At 73.7% G+C, this 21754-nt stretch carries 16 protein-coding genes; 12 read left to right on the plus strand and 4 right to left on the minus strand.

The window, feature by feature from the left end; translation table 11 throughout:
* Window positions 1-40: 40 nt before the first annotated feature.
* The gene (locus ACZ6BG_RS00565; RefSeq protein WP_468994746.1) at window positions 41-1258 is read left to right on the plus strand and encodes an MFS transporter; all 1218 of its coding nucleotides are present in this window, start codon (window positions 41-43) and stop codon (window positions 1256-1258) included.
* On the opposite strand, the gene ACZ6BG_RS00570 is transcribed toward ACZ6BG_RS00565, so the two are convergent.
* The 3 genes from ACZ6BG_RS00570 to ACZ6BG_RS00580 all read right to left on the minus strand — a co-directional run bounded on the left by ACZ6BG_RS00570 (window position 1233) and on the right by ACZ6BG_RS00580 (window position 4795).
* Window positions 1233-2588 carry a S28 family serine protease gene (locus tag ACZ6BG_RS00570; protein WP_468994749.1) on the minus strand — a complete coding sequence of 452 codons (1356 nt, stop codon included), beginning with the start codon at window positions 2586-2588 and terminating at the stop codon, window positions 1233-1235. The two genes, ACZ6BG_RS00565 and ACZ6BG_RS00570, sit on opposite strands and share 26 nt — an antisense overlap.
* A 102-nt stretch (window positions 2589-2690) precedes the next feature.
* Entirely contained in the window at window positions 2691-3857 is a 1167-nt protein-coding gene (locus ACZ6BG_RS00575; RefSeq protein ID WP_468994753.1) for a hypothetical protein, read from the minus strand.
* The gene (locus tag ACZ6BG_RS00580; RefSeq protein WP_468994754.1) at window positions 3854-4795 is read right to left on the minus strand and encodes a 5-dehydro-4-deoxyglucarate dehydratase; all 942 of its coding nucleotides are present in this window, start codon (window positions 4793-4795) and stop codon (window positions 3854-3856) included. Before ACZ6BG_RS00580 ends, ACZ6BG_RS00575 begins: the two co-directional genes overlap by 4 nt.
* Before the next feature lie 213 nt (window positions 4796-5008).
* On the opposite strand from ACZ6BG_RS00580, the gene ACZ6BG_RS00585 reads away from it, so the two are divergent.
* The 11 genes from ACZ6BG_RS00585 (at window position 5009) to ACZ6BG_RS00635 (ending at window position 20206) form a co-directional block, all read left to right on the plus strand.
* A complete protein-coding gene (locus ACZ6BG_RS00585) occupies window positions 5009-5818 on the plus strand; it encodes an NAD-dependent epimerase/dehydratase family protein (RefSeq protein WP_468994757.1) in 810 nt (269 codons plus the stop codon).
* Window positions 5819-5919: 101 nt separating this feature from the next.
* Entirely contained in the window at window positions 5920-7128 is a 1209-nt protein-coding gene (locus tag ACZ6BG_RS00590) for an alpha/beta hydrolase family protein (RefSeq protein WP_468994759.1), read from the plus strand.
* Window positions 7129-7504: 376 nt separating this feature from the next.
* Window positions 7505-8266 carry a DeoR/GlpR family DNA-binding transcription regulator gene (locus ACZ6BG_RS00595; RefSeq protein WP_468994762.1) on the plus strand — a complete coding sequence of 254 codons (762 nt, stop codon included), beginning with the start codon at window positions 7505-7507 and terminating at the stop codon, window positions 8264-8266.
* 182 nt (window positions 8267-8448) lie between these two features.
* Window positions 8449-9819, plus strand: coding sequence for an ABC transporter substrate-binding protein (locus ACZ6BG_RS00600; RefSeq protein WP_468448642.1), 1371 nt, complete (start codon window positions 8449-8451; stop codon window positions 9817-9819).
* Complete coding sequence (locus ACZ6BG_RS00605; protein WP_468994768.1) at window positions 9816-10766, plus strand: carbohydrate ABC transporter permease; 951 nt, start codon at window positions 9816-9818, stop codon at window positions 10764-10766. Before ACZ6BG_RS00600 ends, ACZ6BG_RS00605 begins: the two co-directional genes overlap by 4 nt.
* Before the next feature lie 86 nt (window positions 10767-10852).
* Window positions 10853-11659 (plus strand): carbohydrate ABC transporter permease, encoded by an 807-nt coding sequence (locus ACZ6BG_RS00610; protein WP_468997800.1) that lies wholly within the window; start codon window positions 10853-10855, stop codon window positions 11657-11659.
* A complete protein-coding gene (locus ACZ6BG_RS00615) occupies window positions 11656-12645 on the plus strand; it encodes a zinc-dependent alcohol dehydrogenase family protein (RefSeq protein WP_468994771.1) in 990 nt (329 codons plus the stop codon). The genes ACZ6BG_RS00610 and ACZ6BG_RS00615 overlap by 4 nt, the downstream gene beginning before the upstream one ends.
* Window positions 12646-12743: 98 nt before the next feature.
* Complete coding sequence (locus ACZ6BG_RS00620) at window positions 12744-12965, plus strand: hypothetical protein (RefSeq protein WP_468994773.1); 222 nt, start codon at window positions 12744-12746, stop codon at window positions 12963-12965.
* Between the two features lie 272 nt (window positions 12966-13237).
* Entirely contained in the window at window positions 13238-14464 is a 1227-nt protein-coding gene (locus tag ACZ6BG_RS00625) for a TerD family protein (protein ID WP_468997802.1), read from the plus strand.
* Between the two features lie 293 nt (window positions 14465-14757).
* On the plus strand, window positions 14758-17343 hold the full coding sequence (locus ACZ6BG_RS00630; RefSeq protein ID WP_468994776.1) for a protein kinase domain-containing protein: 2586 nt from the start codon (window positions 14758-14760) through the stop codon (window positions 17341-17343).
* A gap of 478 nt (window positions 17344-17821) precedes the next feature.
* A complete protein-coding gene (locus ACZ6BG_RS00635) occupies window positions 17822-20206 on the plus strand; it encodes a protein kinase domain-containing protein (RefSeq protein WP_468994779.1) in 2385 nt (794 codons plus the stop codon).
* Window positions 20207-20233: 27 nt separating this feature from the next.
* Here ACZ6BG_RS00635 and ACZ6BG_RS00640 read toward each other — a convergent pair whose 3' ends face one another.
* Window positions 20234-21703, minus strand: coding sequence for an alkaline phosphatase PhoX (locus ACZ6BG_RS00640; RefSeq protein WP_468994782.1), 1470 nt, complete (start codon window positions 21701-21703; stop codon window positions 20234-20236).
* Window positions 21704-21754: the final 51 nt, after the last annotated feature.

Raw genomic sequence — 21754 nt, forward strand, 5'->3', positions numbered from 1 at the left:
CGGATGCCCGGCGCGCGGCCTCAGAACCAGCATCGGGCGCATGGCAACGACGATCGGACGTGTCCTGCGGGACCGCAACGCGGGCCTGTACCTGACGGCGGTCGTGGTCTCCGGGTTCGGGAGTTCCGCGATGACGCTGGTGTCAGGCATCTGGGTGAAGGAGCGGACCGGCTCCGACGGCCTGGCCGCCCTGTGCGCCCTCGCCCTGTGGGCCCCGCTGCTCCTCGGCCCCCTGCTCGGCACCCTCGCCGACCGCACCCGGCGGCGGCCCCTGCTCGTCGCCGTGAACGTGGGCCTCGGGGTGCTGCTGCTCTCCCTGCTGTGGGTGGACCGCGCGGGCGGGGCGGCGGGGCTGTGGCTGCTGTTGGCCGTGCTCGGGGTGTACGGGGCGTGCGGCGTCGTCACCGACGCGGCGGAGGCCGCGCTGGTCGCGGGGGCCGTCGGCAAGGATCTGCTGGGGGACCTCAACGGGCTGCGGATGTCCGCGAACGAGGGCATGAAGCTGCTCGCGCCCGTTGCCGGGGCCGCGGTGTTCGCCGCCTGGGGCGGGCCGCGGGTGGCGCTGCTCGACGCCGTCACCTTCGTGCTGGCCGGTGGTCTCTTCGCGCTCCTTCGGGTGTCGGAGGTCCGCCCGGCGCCGGACCCCGAGGGGTGGCGGGCGGGCACCGCGCGGGGTGCCCGGCTGCTGTGGGGCGACGCGCGGCTGCGGCCGCTGGTCGTGGCGGGCGGACTCACCATGCTGTCGTCGGGCGTGAGCGGCGCGCTGGTGTACGCGATCGTCGGCGCGCTCGGCCACTCCCCCGCGTACACGAGCACGCTGTACGTCGCGCAGGGCGCCGGGTCCGTCGCCGTCGGGATCGCCTCGGGCGCCCTGATGCGGCGCGTGGGCGAGCGGCGGTTCGCGGGCGGCGGGATCGCGCTGACCGCGGTGTCGGCGGTGCTGCTCGCGTCGCCGTGGGACGCGCTGGTGCTCGCGGGGAGCTTCGCGAACGGCGTGGGGCTGCCGTGCGTGCTCGTCGCCGCGCTGACCGCCGTGCAGCGCGAGGCGCCGCCGGACCTGGTGGCGCGGGTGGCCGCGACCGCGAGCACGCTGATGTTCGCGCCCACGGCGGCGGGCATCGCGCTCGGCGCGGCGCTCGTCGAACTCGTCGGCCACCGGCTGCCGTTGTACGCCGTCGCGGGGGCGCGGCTGCTGGTCGCCGCGCCCCTGCTCCGGTCCGTGGCCGAGCCCGCTACTTCACGTCGGCCCAGCGCTTGATGGTGGCGACGGCCCGCGACTGCTGCGGCTCGGGCAGCTTCGCGATGCTCGCGCCGTGGTTGGCGCCCGGCACCTCGTACAGGTACGAGTCGCGGTGGCTCGGCGTGAACCGCTCCGCGCTCCACGGGTCGTTCTCGCCGTAGATGAACATGATCCGCTGACCGCGCGTCTTCACCCAGCGGTCGACGTCGGCGATGGTGCTGTTGTTGTACGAGCCGCGCATGGCGGGCGGGAGCACCGAGTTCGGCTGGTAGATGTCCGGGTAGTGGCGCACGCCCTTGAGGTGCTTGAACTTCAGGTCGGCCCAGCCGAGTTGGGTGGCGGCCTGGCGGTAGTAGGGCCCGGTGGTGTTCTCTCCGAGCTCGGCGTCGTGGTAGACGCTCAGGCCGTGCTTCTTCGACCAGTCGTACAGCTCGTCGTCACCGGCCTTCTTGGCGTCGGGGACGGTCGGGCAGTCGGCGGCGGTGCCGGACTGCCAGAAGTTCCACACCTGGTCGAGGACGGCGAACTCGTACGCCCGGTCGGTGGTGCCGAGCGTCTCGTGGAAGGTCTGGCCGTTCGCCTTCGCGTCGGCCTCGAACTTGGGCAGGAGCGCGTCGCGGCGCACCAGCATCTCGCGCTGCACGGCGTTCAGGGCGGTGCGGCACTCCTTGGTGCCGACGGTGCGGAAGAAGCGCTCGTAGCCGCTGTCGTCCTTGTTGTTCGCGTCGTTGGGCGCGACGAAGGCGACGACGGCGTCCAGGTCGTCCGGGTAGAAGCGCTCGTGGTACGTGGCGGTCATGCCGCCCTTGCTGGCGCCCGTGCCGAGCCACTTGCCCTTCTCGATGGCGCGCAGGGCCTTGGTGATGCGGTGCTCGTCGGCCGCCTCCTGCTGGACCGTCAGCTTGGACCAGTCCTTGCCCGCGGCGCCCGTGGGGCGGGACTGCTCGAAGTAGCGGTGCTCCAGGCTGACCTGGTTGGCGTCGATCAGCTTGGTGAGGGCGGTGGTGCCGGAGGCGAGGGTGTAGCCGCCGGTGTAGAGGACGGTCGGCTTGTCCGTGGCCTTGTGCCACAGGGTCAGGCGCTGGGTGAAGGTCCCCGAGGCACCGGGGCGGTGGTGGTCGACGGGCTGGCGGTACGTCAGGGAGTAGAGGGGGTGGCCCTCCTTCTCCGTGACGGAGACGACCGTCATGCCCGGGATGTTCTCCAGCTGTTCGCGGATGTCGGCCGTGCCGGTGGGGCGGGGGCCGGGCTGCCCGGTCTGTGCCGCCGCGGGCGCGGTGGTCGCGAGCACCGCCGCGCCCGCCGTGAGTCCGGCGCAGACCAGCGCGGATATCCCCTTGTTGCGCACCTTGTCTCCTCGTCTGACGATGAGTCGCGCCGCGGGGAGAGCGGGTGGGTTCACCCTGTTCTCGCCTGTTCGCGGCGTGTGGTGCGCGGATCGTAGCCGTTGTCAGTCGATCTGCGACAGGGCCGTCCGCACCAGCGCCAGGTCCTCGTCCGAGGCCAAACCGGCGTGGTAAAGGCGCAGTTCAGTGGCGCCGAGCCGGGCGGCGGCACGGGCGTCGGCGGCGAGCGTCGCGGGGCTGCCGCCCATGCCCGCCACGACCGTGAGGTTGGCCGCGAGGACGGCGCCCGGACCGGCGTGCGCGGCGAACGGCGCGAGCAGGTCGGGGCCGAAGGCGCAGGGCACGACCACGCCGTCGGCGACGGACAGGACGTGGCGCGGGTCCACTCCGGCGTTGGCCCCGCAGTGGTGCGCCACCGGGTCGGCGTGCAGCAGTACCCGGAAGCCGTCGGGAGCCGCCGCGCGCACCGCGCCGACCGCCGCCTCCTGGAGCGCGCGGGCGCATCCCTCGCGCCAGGCCCGGGTGACCGCCGCCGTCTCGGCGCCGATGAGCTTCTCCACGCCCGCCCAGCCGGGGTCGGTGGCCGCGCCGCGCCACACCGGCTCCAGGGCGAGGCGCACGGCGGCGGCCAGTTCGTCGGGGTCGTGGCCGTGCCCGGCGTACCCGGCGCGGCAGCCCCCGCAGAAGCACAGCGACATCAGGTACTGCCCGGCCTCGCCGAGGCCCACGCCCGCGATCTTGTCGTGGGCGTGCAGATGGGCGAGGCCGTACCAGCCGCACGACTCCAGTTCGGTGCCGCCCGCGCCCGGCCTCGTGGCGGCCTCCGCGGCGAGGTCCACCAGGTAGGCGCGGGTGGCGGGCTGAGCGATGCAGGGCGCCCACGGGTAGCGGTCGCCGTAGGCGTTCACCACGGAGGTGTCCGGGTGCTCGGCGCCCAGGCGGGAGTTGTGCGCGAGGACCACCCAGGTGTGCACGTCGAGCCCGGCGGCGGCCAGCGCGTCCGCGGCCTCCTGGTAGGTGTCGCCCGGGGCCCAGGCACCGGCCGGGTACGGGCGCAGGGTGCGGGACGCCCAGCGGCCGTCCGGCGCGTACAGGACCGCGGCGTGCTCGGCGGTGACGACGCGGTGGCGGGGGTGGCGGGGGGTGAGGGCGCGGGTGGAGTGGTAGGCGGCGGCGAGGGTGACCTGCTCGACGCCGAGGTCCGCGATGCGCGCGGCGGCCCGGGGGTCGCCGACGACGTCCCAGGGGTAGAGGAACGCGGACGCTCTCACACGTCCTCCCGCAGCAGCGCCCGGCCGCGCTCGATCAGCTCGGCGAGCCGCTTGACGTGGTCGTCGGACGGCTCGTGCAGCGGCGGGCGCACCCCGCCGACGTCGAGGCCGGCGAGGCGCACCCCGGCCTTGACGAGCGAGACCGCGTAGCCGCGGCCCTCCTTGCGCAGTTCGACGAAGGGCCGGTAGAAGCCGTCGATGAGGCGCTCCGCGGTCTCGTCGTCGCCGGAGTTCAGGGCCTTGTGGAAGGCGAGCGCGAGGTCGGGCGCGAAGCAGAAGACGGCCGACGAGTAGAGGCTGACGCCGATGCCGCGGTAGGCGAGGCCGGTCAGCTCGGCGGTGGGAAGGCCGTTGAAGTACAGGAAGTCGCCCGGGGCTTCGGCGCGCACGGCGCTGACGACGCGCTGCATCAGGTCGAGGTCGCCGAGGCCGTCCTTGAAGCCGATGATGCCGTCCGCGCGGGCGAACTCGACGACCGTCTCGGGGGTGAACACGGCGTTGTCGCGCTGGTAGACGATGACGTCGAGGGAGGTGGCCGCGGCCAGTTCGGTGTAGTGCCGGAGCAGGCCCTCCTGGGCGGCGACCACCAGGTACGGCGGCATGGCGAGGAGGCCGTCGGCGCCGGCGGCCTCGGCGAGGCGCGCGTACCGCACGGCGAGCGCGGTGCCGTACCCGGCGCCCGCGATCACGGGGACGCGGCCGGCGGTCTCCTCGACGGCGGCCGTGACGAGCAGTTGGAACTCCTCGGGGGTGAGCGCGTGGAACTCACCCGTGCCGCAGCACGCGAACACCGCGGCGGCGCCCGCCTCCACGCCCCCGCGCACATGCGTGCGGAAGGCCTCGATGTCGACGGAGCCGTCGGCCCCGTACGGCGTGACCGGGAAGAACAGCGGCCCGCTGGGAACGCGGAGCCTGGCGGCGAGGGGGGCTGACGTCACGGGCTCTCCCTAAGCGTGCATGTCTATGATTCATATCCATATCCCTGAACGCGCCCACGCTAAGCCGCCGCGCCGGACCGGTCAAGCGCGCAAACCCGCAACTCAGGAGCGGATTCACGGACTCCGCGCGGCACTTGACGTCTGTGGCCACCGCTCCCTAGCGTGTCCACGAATGTGAATCTCATACATGAACGCGTACGAGGAGATCACCGCATGCCCGCTCCCCGCACCGTCCTGCTGACCGGCGCCGCCGGCGGTCTCGGCACCCTGATGCGGGGGCTCCTGCCCGCGTACGGATACGACCTGAGGCTGCTCGACGTGCGTCCCGTCGGCGGCGAGCCCGACGCCCTCACGGTGGACCTCGCCGACCGGGCCACCCTGCGCGAGGCGGTGCGCGGCGTCGACGCCGTCCTGCACCTCGCCGGGATCTCCCTGGAGTCCACCTTCGACAAGATCCTCAAGGCGAACGTCGAAGGCGTGCACAACCTCTACGAGGCGGTGCGCGAGGAGGGCGTCCCGCGGGTCGTCTTCGCCTCCTCCAACCACGCGGTGGGCTTCACCCCGCGCCCCGTCGGCGACGACCCGCTGATCCCCGTCGACACCCCGCGCAGGCCCGACACCTTCTACGGCCTGTCGAAGTCCTTCGGCGAGGACCTGGCGCAGTACTACTGGGACAAGCACGGCATCGAGACGGTGTCCGTGCGGATCGGCGCCTGCTTCCTGGAGCCCGTCAACGTCCGCATGATGTCGGTGTGGATGTCGCCCGGCGACGGGGCCCGGCTGTTCCACGCGGCGCTCACCGCGCCGCACGTCAAGCACACCGTCGTGTACGGCTCGTCGGCCAACACCCGGCTGTGGTGGGACCTAGGGCCCGCCCGGGCGCTCGGGTACGAGCCACGGGACGACTCCGAGCAGTACGCGGAGAAGCTGATCGCCGAGCACGGCGAACTCGACCCCGCCAACCCCGACCACGCGCACCTGGGCGGCCACTTCTGCACGAACCCGCCAGTGTGGCCGCATTGAGGCTCGTCCTTGGAGCTGACGGTTCCGTACGCCTGCGGTCTGGTGCGGGTCAGCCCGCGGGGTGACGTGCGGGAACACGCCGCTGGCTACGGTGAGTCGTCATGACTGGAACCCTCAGCACCCCGCGCGGGCGCGCCGTCGCCACCGTGCTCGCGCTGGCGCTCGCCGTGCCCCTCGCGGCCACGGCGAGCGCCCAGGCCGCACCCGCCACCGACGCCACCCCCTCGGCCACCACGTCGGCCCGCACCGCCGACGCACCCGCGATCCGTCCCGAACTGCCCCGCCCCACCGGCCGGTTCGCCGTCGGCCGCGACACCCTGCACCTGGTCGACAAGAGCCGCAAGGACCCCTGGGTGCCCTCGGCCGGGGCCCGGGAGCTGATGCTGTCGATGTACTACCCGGCGCGCGGCACGGGCGGGCGGCCCACCGCGTACACCTCCAAGGCGGCGGCCCAGGAGCTGCTGGCCTACCAGGAGCTGGACGACCGGGTCTCCGCCGCCGACTACGGCTCCACCCGCACCTACGCCCGCACCGGGGCGCACCCCGCCCGGGGAGGTTTCCCGCTGGTGGTGCTCTCCCCCGGCTTCACCGCGCCGCGCTCGACGCTGACGCACCTCGCCGAGGACCTGGCGAGCCGGGGGTACGTGGTCGCGACGGTCGACCACGCCCATGAGGCGGCGGGCGCGGAGTTCAGCGGCGGGCGCGTGCTGCCCTGCGTCGGCTGCGTGGACGGCGGGGGCGACACGGGGCCGCGCATCACCGCGGACCGGGCCAAGGACCTGTCGTACGTCCTCGACCGGCTCGTCGGCGGCAGGACGGGCAAGGCGGTCTGGCGGCACTCCGGGATGATCGACGCCCGCCGGATCGGGATGGGCGGACACTCCATCGGCGGCGCCGCCACGGCCGCCCTGATGGACACCGACCCGCGGGTGCGCGCGGGCATGGACATGGACGGCGGCTTCCACACCAGGCCCGACCGCGTGGACCGGCCCTTCCTGCTGCTCGGCACCACGACCACGCTCCAGTCCGACGACCCCTACGACTGGGGCGCCGCCTGGCCGCGCCTCGCGGGCTGGAAGCGCTGGCTGACGGTCGCCGGGTCCGGGCACTTCACGTTCACCGACGCGCCGGTCGTCCTCGGGCAACTCGGCGCGCACGACCCCACGGCGCCGATCTCGGGGCGGCGGGCCGAGCAGATCACCCGCGCCTGCATCGCCGCGTTCTACGACCAGCACCTGCGCGGGATCGAGCAGCCCCTGCTCGACGGGCCGACGCCCGCGCACCCCGAGGTCGGCTTCCACCAGCCCTGACGGACCGGGGGGGCCGGTCGACGGCTGGTCCCGGGGCGACTACGGGTCCCGGTCGGCGGCAGGCCCCGGGCCGACTACGGGTCCCGGTCGGCGGCAGGCCCCCGACCGTTCATTTCCCACCGGTCATTTCCGGCCGTCCAGGACTCGTCCCGCCCTGCGCCCGCGCTCCAAACGGGCGGGAAACGGGCGTGACGGGCCGAGCAACGGGCACATGATCACCTTGCCGCGCAGGACATCGCCCGGGTAAACGGGCGGATTCGGGCATCATCATGGCCGTTGCGCGCCTGGTCACCCACTTCCACGCGCTGTAGAACTTCCCCACAGGGCCCGAACGGGCAGCACATCGCAGTGGAGTCTGTGGGAAGAGGTGGCACCCATGTCGGCGGAGGAACGCCAGCGGCAGATCGTGCGCGCGGCACGCCGCTCCGGATCCGTCGACGTGTCCGTGCTCGCGGCCGAGCTCGGCGTCGCCAAGGAGACCGTGCGCCGCGACCTGCGCGCCCTGGAGGACCACGGCCTGGTCCGCCGCACCCACGGCGGCGCCTACCCGGTGGAGAGCGCCGGTTTCGAGACGACGCTCGCCTTCCGTACGACCATGCACGTGCCCGAGAAGCGGCGGATCGCGGCCGCCGCGGCCGAGCAGCTCGGCGACGCCGAGACCGTCTTCGTCGACGAGGGCTTCACCCCGCAGCTCGTCGCCGAGGCGCTGCCCAAGAACCGCCCGCTGACCGTGATCACCGCCTCGCTCTCGACGGCGGGCGCGCTCGCCGCGTCCGAGCACGTGACCGTCCTGCTGCTCGGCGGCCGCGTCAGGGCCGGGACGCTCGCCACCGTCGACCACTGGACCACCCGCATGCTCGCGGGCTTCGTGATCGACCTGGCGTACATCGGCGCCAACGGCATCTCCCGCGAACACGGCCTGACCACCCCCGACCCCGCGGTCAGCGAGGTGAAGGCGCAGGCCATGCGGGCGTCCCGGCGCACCGTGTTCGTGGGCGTGCACACCAAGTTCGGGGCGGCGAGCTTCTGCCGGTTCGCGGGCGTGGGCGACCTGGAGTCCATCGTCACCGGCGTGCAACTGCCCGCCTCCGAGGCGCACCGCTACTCCTTGCGCGGGCCGCAGGTCATTCGCGCCTGACCGCCGGGCCACCGGCCACCCGCCCGACAACTGCTTTCCCACTCCCGCACACCGGCTCGCCCCAGGGCCGCCGGTGCGGCACCGCACACCCAGAACCCGATACGGCCCCCGGCCCCCTGCCCCTCTCCCTCTCCCTTCCCCTCCCTTCCCCCCTCTCTGTCCCCCTTGTTCAGGAGCGATTCATGCGAACCCAGAGCCGACGGAGGTCGCGGCGGCTGCTCGCCGCGACCGCCGCAGGGACGCTGCTCACCCCGCTGCTCTCCGGCTGCTGGGCCGGGGCGGGCGGGTCCGGTTCCGGCGGCGACTCCATCAACGTACTGATGGTGAACAACCCGCAGATGGTGGAGTTGCAGAAGCTCACCGCCGCCCACTTCACCAAGAAGACGGGCATCGAGGTGAACTTCACCGTGCTGCCCGAGAACGACGTCCGCGACAAGATCAGCCAGGACTTCGCCAACCAGGCGGGCCAGTACGACGTGGCGACGCTCAGCAACTACGAGATCCCCATCTACGCCAAGAACGGCTGGCTGCGCGAACTCGGCCCGTACGCCCGCAAGGACCGCGCCTTCGACCAGGACGACATCCTGCCGCCGATGCGCCAGTCGCTCACCGGTGAGAACGGCAAGCTCTACGGAGAGCCCTTCTACGGCGAGTCGTCGTTCCTGATGTACCGCAAGGACGTCTTCGCGAAGGCGGGCCTGAGCATGCCGAAGAAGCCCACCTGGCAGCAGGTCGCGGACCTCGCCGCGAAGGTGGACGGCGCCGAGAAGGGCATGAAGGGCATCTGCCTGCGCGGCCTGCCCGGCTGGGGCGAGGTGATGGCGCCGCTGACGACGGTCGTCAACACCTTCGGTGGCACCTGGTTCGACAAGGACTGGAAGGCGCGCCTGGACTCCCCCGAGTTCGAGAAGGCGACGCGCTTCTACGTGGACCTCGTCCGGGGGCACGGCGAGTCGGGCGCGGCCCAATCCGGGTACGCGGAGTGCCTGAACAACCTCACCCAGGGCAAAACCGCCATGTGGTACGACGCCACGGCCGCGGCCGGTTCCCTGGAGGCCGCCAAGTCCCCGGTCAAGGGCAGGATCGGCTACGTGCCGGCGCCGGTGGAGAAGACGGCGAGCTCCGGCTGGCTCTACACCTGGGCCTGGGGCCTGCAGAAGTCCTCGCGGAACCCCGACAAGGCCTGGAAGTTCATCTCCTGGGCGTCCAGCAAGGAGTACGAGAACCTGGTCGGCGAGAAGGTCGGCTGGTCCAACGTGCCCGCGGGCAAGCGCGCGTCGACGTACGAGAACCCGAAGTACCGCGAGGAGGCGGCCGCCTTCCAGGGCGTCATGCGCGCCGCGATCGCAGGCGCCCGGCCGCGCGACCCGGGTGTGCAGCCCCGGCCCGCGCCCGGCATCCAGTTCGTCGGCATCCCCGAGTTCACCGACCTCGGCACCCGGGTCTCGCAGGAGATCAGCGCGGCCATCGCCGGACGCCAGTCCGTCGAGTCGGCGCTGGACAAGTCCCAGAAGCTCGCCGAGAAGATCTCCGAGGAGTACGAGGGACGATGACCGCCACGACAAGCACCCCGCTCCCGCGCGCGACAGCGCGCGCCTCCGCGCCACGCCCCTCCGGCCGACTGCGCGCCTGGGCCACCCGGGCCCCGCTCCTGCCCGCCCTGATCTTCATGATCGCCGTGACGCAACTGCCGTTCGTGGCGACCCTGGTGATCTCCTTCTTCGACTGGAACGCGCTCTACCCGGACGCCCGCAGCTTCACCGGCCTCGCCAACTACAAGGAAGTCCTCACGGACGCCGACCTGCGCAAGTCTGTGTGGACGACGATCCTCCTGACCGCGACGGTCGTCCTCGCGAGCCTCGTCACAGGCCTCGGCCTCGCGCTCCTCCTGGACCGCAAGTTCCGTGGCCGGGGCGTGGTGCGCACCTTGCTGATCGCGCCGTTCCTGCTGGTGCCCGTGGCCGCGGCGCTGCTGTGGAAGCACGTGCTCTACAACCCCGAGTACGGCCTGTTCAACGGCGTCCTGCACTGGGTCGGCGGCGACGGCGCGACCCAGCCCGACTGGATCTCCAACACCCCGCTGATCGCCATCGAGCTGTCCCTGATCTGGCAGTGGACGCCGTTCATGATGCTGATCCTGCTCGCGGGGCTGCAGAGCCGCGACACCGAGCTGATCGAGGCGGCCCGCATGGACGGCGCGAACAACTGGCAGGTGTTCCGCCACCTCACGCTCCCGCACCTGCGCCGCTATCTGGAACTCGGCGCCCTGCTCGGCTCGATCTACATCGTGCAGAACTTCGACGCGGTCTTCACGATCACCTCGGGCGGCCTCGGCACCGCGAACCTGCCCTACACCGTCTACCAGAGCTTCTACCAGGCCCATGAGAACGGTCTGGCGTCCGCCGCCGGTGTCCTCGTCGTCATCGGCTCGATCATCATCGCGACCTTCGCGCTCCGCGTGGTGTCGTCCCTCTTCCGTGAGGAGGTGTCCCGCGCATGAGCGACGTACGGACCAAGGAGGCGCCCCCCGGCCTCCGCGCACCGGCGAAGGGGGCGGCCACGGGAGTGCGGCCGCGGACCAAGGGCATGGGCCTCGGCCTGCTTGCCTGGCTGGCCGGGCTGCTCTTCTTCCTGCCCATCGCCTGGATGGCGCTGACGTCCTTCCACTCCGAGGAGGACGCGGCGACGAACCCGCCCTCGGTCGCTGCGTCCCTCACCCTGGACGGCTACCGGGAGTTCTTCGGCGCGAGCGGCGGCGCGAGCCCCTGGCCCTCGCTCATCAACTCGTTCGTGGCGTCGACGGCCTCGACGCTGCTCGTCCTGGTCCTGGCGCTCCCGGCGGCGTACGCCCTGTCGATCCGCCCGGTGAAGAAGTGGACGGACGTCCTCTTCTTCTTCCTCTCGACGAAGATGCTCCCGGTCGTCGCGGGCCTCCTCCCCATCTACCTCTTCGCGAAGAACACCGACTTCCTGGACAACATCTGGCTCCTGGTCATCCTCTACACGTCGATGAACCTGCCGATCGCCGTCTGGATGATGCAGTCGTTCCTGTCCGAGGTGCCGGTCGCGATCATCGAGGCGGCGCAGATCGACGGCGCCAGGCTGCCCACGATCCTCACCCGGGTCGTCGCCCCCATCGCCCTTCCCGGCATCGCCGCGACCTCCCTGATCTGCTTCATCTTCTCCTGGAACGAACTGCTCTTCGCCCGGGTCCTGACGGGCGTGGTCGCCCAGACGGCACCCGTCTTCCTGACCGGCTTCATCACCAGCCAGGGCCTGTTCCTGGCCAAGGTGTGCGCCGCGTCGCTCGTCATCTCCCTGCCGGTGCTCGCCGCGGGGTTCGCCGCCCAGGACAAACTGGTCCAGGGCCTGTCGTTGGGAGCCGTCAAGTGAAAGCCGCCATCATCGAGTCCGTCGGCAAGGCCGTGGTCGGCGAGGTCCCCGACCCCACGCCCGGACCGCGCGACGTGGTCGTGGAGGTCGCCGCGTGCGGCATCTGCGGCACCGATCTGCACATCCTGCAGGGCGAGTTCGCGCCGACGCTGCCGGTGGTGCCGGGGCACGAGTTCGCCGGCCAGGTGGTCGGCGTGGGCAGGGACGTCACCGAGGTGTCGATCGGCGACCAGGTCGCCGTGGACCCCTCCCTGTACTGCCACGAGTGCCGCTACTGCCGCGAGGGCCACAACAACCTGTGCGAGCGGTGGGCCGCGATCGGCGTGACCACGGCGGGCGGCGCGGCCCAGTACGCGGTGGCGCCGGTCGCCAACTGCGTACGTCTGCCCGAGCACATCCGCACCCAGGACGCCGCCCTCATCGAGCCGCTGTCCTGCGCGGTCCGCGGCTACGACGTGCTGCGCGCCCGGCTCGGCGCCCGCGTCCTGATCTACGGCTCCGGCACCATGGGCCTGATGATGCTGGAGCTGGCCAAGCGCACCGGCGCCGCGAGCGTCGACGTCGTCGACCTCAACCCCGACCGGCTCGCCACCGCCGAGCGCCTCGGCGTGAGCGGCTCCGGCGCGCACCCCGACGAGCTGGACCGCCCGCGCGGCTGGGACGTCGTCATCGACGCCACGGGCAACGCCGCCGCCATCCAGGACGGCCTCGACCGCGTCGCCAAGGCGGGCACGTTCCTCCAGTTCGGCGTCGCCGACTACGCCACGCGCGTCACCATCGACCCGTACCGCATCTACAACCAGGAAATCACCATCACCGGCTCCATGGCCGTCCTGCACAGCTACGAACGCGCCGCCGAACTCTTCGCCGCCGGCGTCCTCGACCCCGACGTGTTCATCAGCGACCGGCTGCCCCTGGCCCAGTACCCCGAGGCCCTGAGCAAGTTCGCGGCGGGCGAGGGCCGCAAGATCGTGGTGGTGCCGTGAGCTGAGCCCGTCGTGCTGCCCTGAGCCGACTCCGTCCGGGCCCGACCGGACCGAAAACCCATACCGTCCGGGCATGGCCGGGACCTACCATCCCGGTCATGCCCAGACCCCATGGATTCCAGTACGAGCGGCGCGCCGACGGCACCGTCGTCATCACCCACGGCACCCGCACCGCAGCGACCCTGCGCGGCCCCCGGGCCGAGCAGTTCCTGACGGAGGCGGGGTCCGGCGACGCCCAGCTGGTGATGGCGCGCTGGACGGGGAACTACAAGCGGGGCAATGAGAGGGCGTCGCGGGGACATCCACGGAACACCCGCTGAGCCCCCGAAAGCGGCCTCACCCGCGTTGTCCGGCCCACCCGAACCATTTCCATTTCAGCCCGTCCGGCATTTGAGGACGAGCGCGCAGCGCGATCGGCGCAGGCCTTTCCCACCCGCACGGGACGCCGGCGGCGGGCCGGGGTCCAGGGGCGCGGCGCCCCTGGTTCGGGGAAAGGGGCGGGACCGGGACGCCCCGCGAAGGCCGAACGGAAATTCTCCTGAGGTAAGGGAACGGCAAAGTCCCCCCGCTCGTTACCCCAGGCATGACAGCTATGACCCCTGGCTCGAACATCCCCCTGACCGCGGCCCGCGTGACGGTGGACGTCACCGCCCCCGTGCGTCTTGACGTATCGGGCCTGCTGCTCACCGCCGACGGCAAGGTGCGCTCCGACGACGACTTCATCTTCTACAACCAGCCCACGGGCCCGGGCGTGACGTACCGCTCGGGCGGCGGCACGTCCCCCGACGCGATCACGGTCGACACCTCCGCCGTCCCCCCGGGCATCGAGAAGATCGTCGTGACGGCCAGTCCGGACGCGGCGGGCCAGTCCTTCCAGGGCGTCGAGCCCACGGCCACGATCCGCAACGCGGACGACGGCTCGGTCCTCGCGACGTTCACCCCGCCCCAGCTGGGCACGGAGACGGCCCTCGTGATCGTCGAGGTCTATCTGCGCAACGGCGCCTGGAAGGCCCGAGCGGTCGGCCAGGGCTACTCCAACGGCCTGGCGGGCATCGCGACGGACTTCGGCGTGACGGTGGAGGAGCCGGCCCCGGCCCCCGCCCAGCCCGCCGCCCCCATGGCCCCGCCGACCGGCCCCCCGGTGCAGGCGCCGCCGCCCCCGGGCGCGGACCCGCGCCTGGCCCAGCAGCCCCCGGCCCCGCCCGCGCCCGCCGCCCCGGCGGCCCCCGCCCCGGGCGTCGGGAAGATCAACCTGGACAAGGGTCGCGTCAGCCTCCAGAAGAACCAGACGGTGTCCCTGGTCAAGGGCGGCCGCCCGCTTCTCTCCCAGGTCAAGATGGGCCTCGGCTGGGAGCCCGCGTTCCGCGGCAAGGACATCGACCTGGACGCGTCGGTCATCGCGTACGGCCCGCAGCGCAACCACATCGACAGCTGCTACTTCGGCAAGCTGAAGATCCTCAAGGGTGCCGTCAAGCACTCCGGCGACAACCTGACGGGCGAGGGCGGCGGTGACGACGAGGTGATCGTGGTCGACCTCGGCGCGCTCCCGCAGGAGGTCACCGGCCTGGTCTTCACCGTCAACTCCTTCTCCGGCCAGAAGTTCACGGAGGTCGCGAAGGCGTACTGCCGCCTGATCGACGGCGCCACGGGCGAGGAACTGGTCCGCTTCGACCTGACGAACGCCGAGCCGCAGACGGGCGTGATGATGGCCAAGCTGATCCGCCAGTTCACGGGCGAGTGGGACATGACCGCGATGGGCGACTTCGTGAAGTCGCGGACGGTGCGGGGCATGGTGAAGCCGGCGGCGCAAGCGCTGTAGCTGGCGGGGCGCCTCGACCGGGCTCCCCCGTCCCCCGTAGTCGGCATCGCGTGATCGGCGCCGAGCGGTCGACACCGAACGATGGCCTCCGCAGCCCGAGTGGCTGCGGAGGCCGTCGTCGTGGGGCGCCGAGGCGCGGGGGCTGGCCGTCCGGGCGCGGCGACTTGTGAGTCTGTGAGCCGGTGAGATGCCGGGATCCCCCGGTCGGCGCAACCGTACGATGCCCCACAGGCGTCGCACAGTTCGGCCGGGCGAGGCGTCCGGGGCCGGCGGGGCGAGGGGGTACGCGAGGCATGGCTGGGGCCGGGCGTGGGACGTCCGTCGAGGTGGGCGGGTACCGGATCGTGGCCCGGCTCGGGGCGGGCGGCATGGGCCAGGTGCATCTGGCGCGCTCCGCGTCCGGGCGCCCCGTCGCCGTGAAGACCGTGCACCCGCACCTCGCCGCCGAACCGGAGTTCCGCGAGCGCTTCCGTCGCGAGACGGCCGCCGCCCGCGCCGTCACCGGCCCGTACACCGCCGCCGTCCTCGACGCCGACCCGGACGCCGAACAGCCGTGGCTCGCCACCGAGTTCTGCGCGGGCCCCGACCTCACGGACGCCGTGTCCGCGCACGGCCCCCTCTCCACCGCCGACCTCGCCGCGCTCGGCGCCTTTCTCGCGGAGGCCCTCGCCGCCGTGCACGCGGTGGGCCTCGTCCACCGCGACCTCAAGCCGTCCAACGTCGTCGTCACCCGCGACGGCCCCAAAGTCCTCGACTTCGGCATCGCCAAGGGCGCCACCGACGACAGCCTCACCGCCACCGACGAGGCCATCGGCTCCCCCGGCTTCATCGCCCCGGAGCAGCTCGCGCGCGGCGCCGACGACGCCCGCCCCGGGCCGGCCGCCGACGTGTTCGCCCTCGGCGCCCTCCTCGCCCTCGCGGTCACGGGCCGCGCCCCCTTCGGCGCGGACGGCGCCGCCCGCGTCCTCTACCGCACCCTCCACGAGGACCCGGACCTCGACGGCGTACCGGGCCCCGCCCCGCGCGCCTTCCTGTCCCGCTGCCTCACCCGCGCCCCGGCCGACCGGCCCACGGTCGAGCAGGTCCTGGCCTGGTGCGCGGCGAGGGTGGAGGGGGCGCCGTGGTGGGAGCGGGGCGCTGCCGCTGGGCTGATACGGCGTCATGAGGATGATGTGGTGCGGTTGTTGGGGGGTGGGAAGGGGAGCGGCGAGGGGAGCGGAACGGCGGCGCCCGCCACGCCGCACTCTGAGGGCCGAGAACCCGACGGGCAGTTCAGTGCCTCGCGGGCCCCCGACGCCAAGGCCCCTGCCCCACAGCCACCCGGCTCACAGGCACCCACCCCACAGGCACCCGGCACCAAGGCCCCCGCCCCACAGCCGTCCGAGCGGCAAGCCCCGCGCCGACCTGCCAGCCCGCGGACCCCCGCCGAGCAGGCGCCCGGCCCACGCCCCTCCGAGCAGCGGTCCTCCACCGACACCCACCCCCTCAGCACCCCCACCAGCACCCGCTCCAGCTCCCTCACCCCCACGGACGCCCCTCCCGCCGCCGACACCCCTCCCACCGCCCCGCGCCCCTCCCGCCGCGATCTCCTCCTCTGGGGCGGCGGCGCCCTCGCCGCTGCGGGCGTCACCGGCGTGGCCATCGCCCTCCAGGACGGGGACGGGGACGGAGACGGAGACGCGGACGAGGAGGACCCGGGCTCGCGGAGGCGGCCGCCGGACGCGACGGCCAAGGGGCGGGTCCTGTGGAGCAGGGACGTCGGCGAACTCCGGCCCGACGGCCTGGTGCGCCGGGGCGACGACCTCTACCTGCTCGCCCCCGACTCCCTCACCTGCCTGGAAGCCCGCTCCAACACCGAGCGCTGGGTGTACACCGCGGAGCGGCTGCAGAACGTGGACCGCTACCGCGACACGGTCTACGTCCTCCGCGACGACCTCTTCGAACCCGAGATGCACGCCCTGACCGCCACCACCGGCCGCAAGGTGTGGACGTCCCCCTTCCCGCGCCTCAACCCGAAGCGCCGCGCCGAGGGCCTGCCCGGCTTCGACTCGGACAAGAGCGGGCTGGAGGGCAACCAGGGGACGTTCGTGCTGGCCGGTGACGTGCTGTGCTTCCTGACGTACGCCCCGTACGACACGATGTGGGCGCAGCGCAGCGCGTGGGGACGGCGCTGGCGGGCGTACGGGTTCGACGCGCGGACGCGGGAGGCCCTGTGGTTCCACGAGGGCACCGCCGCCGGGGTGATCGGCGTCGACGAGGCGGGCGGGCGCATCGCCGTGGCCGCGTCCGCGAAGCCCGGCATGGAGGGCACGGACGACTACGCGCGGCGGGACCCGCTGGTCGTCCTGCGCGCGGCGGACGGCAAGGTGGAGCGGACGGTGCGCGACGGTGCGCGCTACCCGCGCGCCCACCCGGGCGCGAAGGGCCTGGCGTGCTACGCGAGCCGCACGGCGATCCACGCCGTCGACCTCACCACGGGCCGCGTCCGCTGGACCCGCCGCCTGGACTCGCCGACGGCCGTCACGCCGGTGCCGACGCGCGGGATGCTGCTCGCCGCGACGTCCGACGGCCTCAGCGGGTACGCGGCCGAGTCGGGCGGCGAGTCGCGGTGGTCCCGTACGGATGTCGAGGAACTCACCGCCGCCGACGGCTCGTTGCTGACGGCGGGCGGCCATGTGTACGTCGTGGGCCCCGAGCCGGGCACGACCGGTGAGCCCGACTGGGGCCTGCACGCCCTGGACGTCCGCACCGGCCGCACGGCCTGGGCGGCACGGTCCGACGGCCTCACGACGGCGAAGGCGGCCGCCGCGGCACCGGACGTGATCCACGTGTACGCGGACGGGACGGTCGTGGCGATAGCACCCCCGGAGCAACCATGACGCTCACCCCCAGCCGCCCCGAACACCCCAACAGCCAGGACGCCCCGGGCACCCAGGACACCCCGCCCGGCCTCGGACACCCGGACCCTCCCCGCGGCCTCGCGGCCCCCGTCCACCCCTCCGGCCATCTCAATCTTGCCGCCCCGACCGGCCCCGCGAGCCACCCGCCCTCTGCCCGCCCCAGCAGCACCAGGCAACCGGCCTCCCCCATCGACCTCGCCACCCGGATCAGCCATGCCGGCCCCGGACACCCGACCTCCCCCCACCACCTCGATGCCCCCTTCGCCCTTGTCGGCCCGGTCAGCCCCGCTGCCCCCGTGGGCCCCAGACCCCCGAACTCCCCCTGGGGCCTCGCTGCTCCCGGCCGGCCCGCCGCCCCCGTCAGCGCTGTCGCCCCGCCCGCCCCCGCGAGCACCCACACCCCTCACCACACCACCAACACCCCTCCCCCTCCCGCCAACCCGAACGGCACCCGCACATGACCTCCCCGCTCCTCTCCGAGGACCCCGAGACCCTGGGAGGGCACCGGCTGTTGTCCCGGCTCGGTGCGGGTGGGATGGGGCAGGTGTATCTCGCCCGGAGCCCCGGCGGGCGGCTGCTCGCCGTGAAGACCGTGCATGAACACCTCGCCGCCGACGCGACGTTCAGGGAGCGTTTCCGGAGGGAGGCGACCGCCGCGCGGGCCGTCACCGGGGCCCACACCGCGGCCGTGGTGGACGCCGACCCGGACGCCGATCAGCCGTGGCTCGCCACCGCCTACCTGCCGGGGGTCACCCTGCGCCAGGCCGTCGCCGCCGGCGGCCCGCTGGCCGGTGGGGTCGGCCGGGCGCTCGCCGCCGCCCTCGCCGAGGCCCTGGCCAGCATCCACGAGGCGGGCATCGTGCACCGCGACCTGAAGCCGTCCAACGTCCTGATCACCACGGACGGCCCCCGTGTCATCGACTTCGGCATCGCCCGGGCCACGGGCGAGCACGCGCACGGGCCGTTGACCGCGACGGGGGCGATGCTCGGCACGCCCGGCTACATGGCCCCCGAGCAGATCCTCGGCGGCCCGACGGGACCGGCCACCGACGTGTTCGCCCTCGGCGCGGTCCTCGCCTTCGCGGCGACCGGCGCGGGGCCGTTCGGCGCGGGCCCCGTCGCCGTCCTCCTGTACCGCGCGGCCCACGAGGACCCCGAGCTCGGGGACGTCCCGGAGGAGGCGGGGCTGCGTGAACTCGTCGCGGCCTGTCTGCGGCGGGATCCGGCCGAGCGGCCCGCGGTCGGGGACGTCCTGCGCCGGACCGCAAGGCCCGACAGCCCGCTGTGGTGGCGGGAGGAGCCGTTGCGGTCCCTCGTCGCCGATGCGGGAGCGGTGGGGCGGGAGGGTGAAGTCGCCTCCGGTGCGGGCGCGACCCTCGGGGCGGGGGCGGGTCCGGGGGCGCCCACCCGCCCGGCCATCACCGCCCCGCCCCCGCCTCCCCCGGCGTACCCCACCCCCCAAGACCGCCCCGCCCGCGCCCACCGGCACCGCACCCTCGCCCGCCGCTCCGCCCTCACCGTCGCCGGTGGTGGGCTCGTCGCGCTGATGGGGTGGGCCATCAGCACCGCGCCGTCCGGCTCCCGGGCGAAGGACCCGGCGGCGCAGAGCACGCTGAGCCTGCGGAAGGGCAAGCGCGCCCCCGGGGCCACGCGGTGGACGCTGACCCTGGACGACACGGTCGGCGGCAGCCTGGACGCGCTGCTGCTCGCGGGCGGCACCGTGCTGGTGCGCGGGCCGGAGCGCGGCACCACGCTGGGCGGTGGCACCGTCCACGCCGTGCGGGCCGCCGACGGCACCGAGCGGTGGCGGCGGGACGGCGGGGCGCGGTCCGGGCCCGCGCTGTGGGGCGTGGCCGACGGGCTCCTGATCGCGCCGGACGTGCTGGCGGAGGTCGTCGGCGTACGGACGGGAAAGCCGTGGCCGGTGAAGAGCGCCTGGCCGTCGCCGGGGACCACCCGGTGGTTCGCGGTCTCGGGCGAGCGCCTGGTGACGCTGCACGTGACCGGCTCGTCGAACGACCCGGAGCTGCGGCTGCGCACCCTGCCCGGCGGCACCGCGCCCGGCGTCCGCAAGGACGTGCCCGCCTGGCTGCCCCCTGCCGTCTCGGGGTCGTCGCTGCTGCTCGCGCCGGAGCCCGCGGAGCTGGTGGAGGGGGTGTCCTGCGTGGACGCGCGCACGGGCGGGGCGCGCTGGACGTACCGGCATCTCACCGGCGACGACCGGGCGGTGGCCGCCCCCGTGACGCTCCCTCGGAAGGGCTCCGTCGGCGCGCGCTTCGCGCTGTTCACCGAGGAGTCCGACCTGCACCTCATCGACGTGCGGGACGGCGGGCGCCTCGCCCGGCGGCGGCTCGACCTGGCGGCGGGGCGGGGCACGACGGCCGTGGGGCAGGCGGCCGGGGTCGGCCTGGTGCTCGGCGGCGGCCGGATCGTCGGCTTCGCCCCCCGGGACGGCGGGCGGTTGTGGTCCCACGCGTCGGCGGGCCTCGACGCGAGCTGGCCGCGCCGGGCGGGCGGCGCCCGCGGACCGGTGACCGCAGACGGCGTCCTGGTGCACTGGACGGACACCAACACCCTCGCGGCCGTCGACGTGCGCGACGGCAGCAAGCCGCTGTGGACGGCGTCGTTCGAGGCGACGGGGCAACGCCCGCCCGCCGTCGGCGGGGACACCGTCTACGCGACGGCGGGCCGCGAGGTCCGCGCCCTAGGCCTGCGCGACGGCGAGCGGCGGGCGCGGTGGCGCCTGGACGGCACCGCCACCGCGCTCACGGCCGACGGCGACGGCTGGTACGCGATCGTCGACGGGACGTCCGCGCGGGCCGTCAACGCGCCCGCGCGGTGACCGGGGCAGGGACGGGCGTGCCGCCGGTCACGGGCGCTGGCGGCGCCACGGGCCCCTGATCGCCAGCATGATGCCCGGCGTCTGGATGTTGGCGTACAGGGTCCGTCCGTCGGGCGAGAAGGTGACGCCCGTGAACTCGCTGTAGGACGGCTTCTCGGGGGTGCCCGCGTTCAGTTCGTTGCGGGCGATGGGGTACGTGCGCCCGCGCTCCGTCGCGCCGAACAGGTGCTGGACGCCGTCGCCGTCCTCGGCGACGACGAGTCCGCCGTAGGGCGAGACGGTGATGTTGTCGGGGCCGTCGTACGCGCCGTCCTCGCCGGGGACCGAACCTTCGACGTGCGCGCCGATCAGCACCTTCAGGGTCAGGGTGCGGCGGCCTGGGTGGTAGAACCACACCTGACCGTCGTGCTGTTCGGGGCTCTCGGCACGGGCGTACGAGGAGACGATGTACGCGCCGCCGTCGCCCCACCACATGCCCTCGAGCTTGCGGGCGCGGGTGACGGCGCCGGTGTCGAACTGCCGGCGCACCGGGACCGTCCGCGCGTCGCGGTCCTCGACCTCCACCCAGTCGACGCCGTACACGGTGCCGATCCGGGTGGCGCGCGCGAGGTCGTCGACGAAGCGGCCGCCGGAGTCGTAGCACTTGAGGGCCTTCAGGACACCGGCGTCGTCGGCGAGGGCGCGCAGCTTGCCGCGGCCGTGCCGGAAGCCGTGCGGCGGGGTCCAGCGGTAGAGCAGGCCGTTGGGTCCCGCGGCGTCCTCGGTGAGGTAGAGGTGGCCGCGCTTGGGGTCGACGACGACCGCTTCGTGGGCGTAGCGGCCCAGCGCCTTGATGGGCTTGGGGTCGCGGTTGGCGCGCCGGTCGTAGGGGTCGACCTCGAAGACGTAGCCATGGTCCTTGGTCATGCCGTTCTGGCCGGCCAGGTCCTCGGTCTCCTCGCAGGTGAGCCAGGTGCCCCAAGGCGTGGAGCCGCCCGCGCAGTTGGTGGCGGTGCCCGCGACGCCGACCCACTCGGCGACCTCGCCGCCGCGCCGGACCTCGACGACCGTGCAGCCACCGGCCGCCGCCGGGTCGTAGACGAGGCCGTCGGCGAGCGGCACCGGGAACTTCGCCTTGGTGCGGGGGCCGCCCAGCTCGTGGTTGTTGACGAGCAGGGTCACCCCGCGCGGGCCCTCGAAGGCGGCGGTGCCGTCGTGGTGGGAGGGCGTGAACTCGCCGGTGTCCAGTTTCGTCCTGCCGCTGTGCGTGATGACGCGGTACGAGAACCCGGCGGGGAGGGCGAGCAGGCCCTTGGGGTCGGGCAGGAGCGGGCCGTAGCCCGGCGCGCCGTGACCGTGGCCGTACTCGTCGTGCCCGTCGGCCCCGGCCACCTCCGGGTCCTCCGCGGCGAGCGCGCCGGGCGCGGTGGCGAGCGCGCCGACGCTGCCTGCCAGGGCGACGCCCGCCCCGGTGACCGCTGATCGTCTGGCGAAGTCCCTGCGAGTGAGCGACGGCATGATTTCTCCTGAGGGCGCGAGCGGCCGGGCCTGCTGTCGGCGACAGATTCC

Source organism: Streptomyces sp. NPDC041205 (assembly GCF_055591765.1).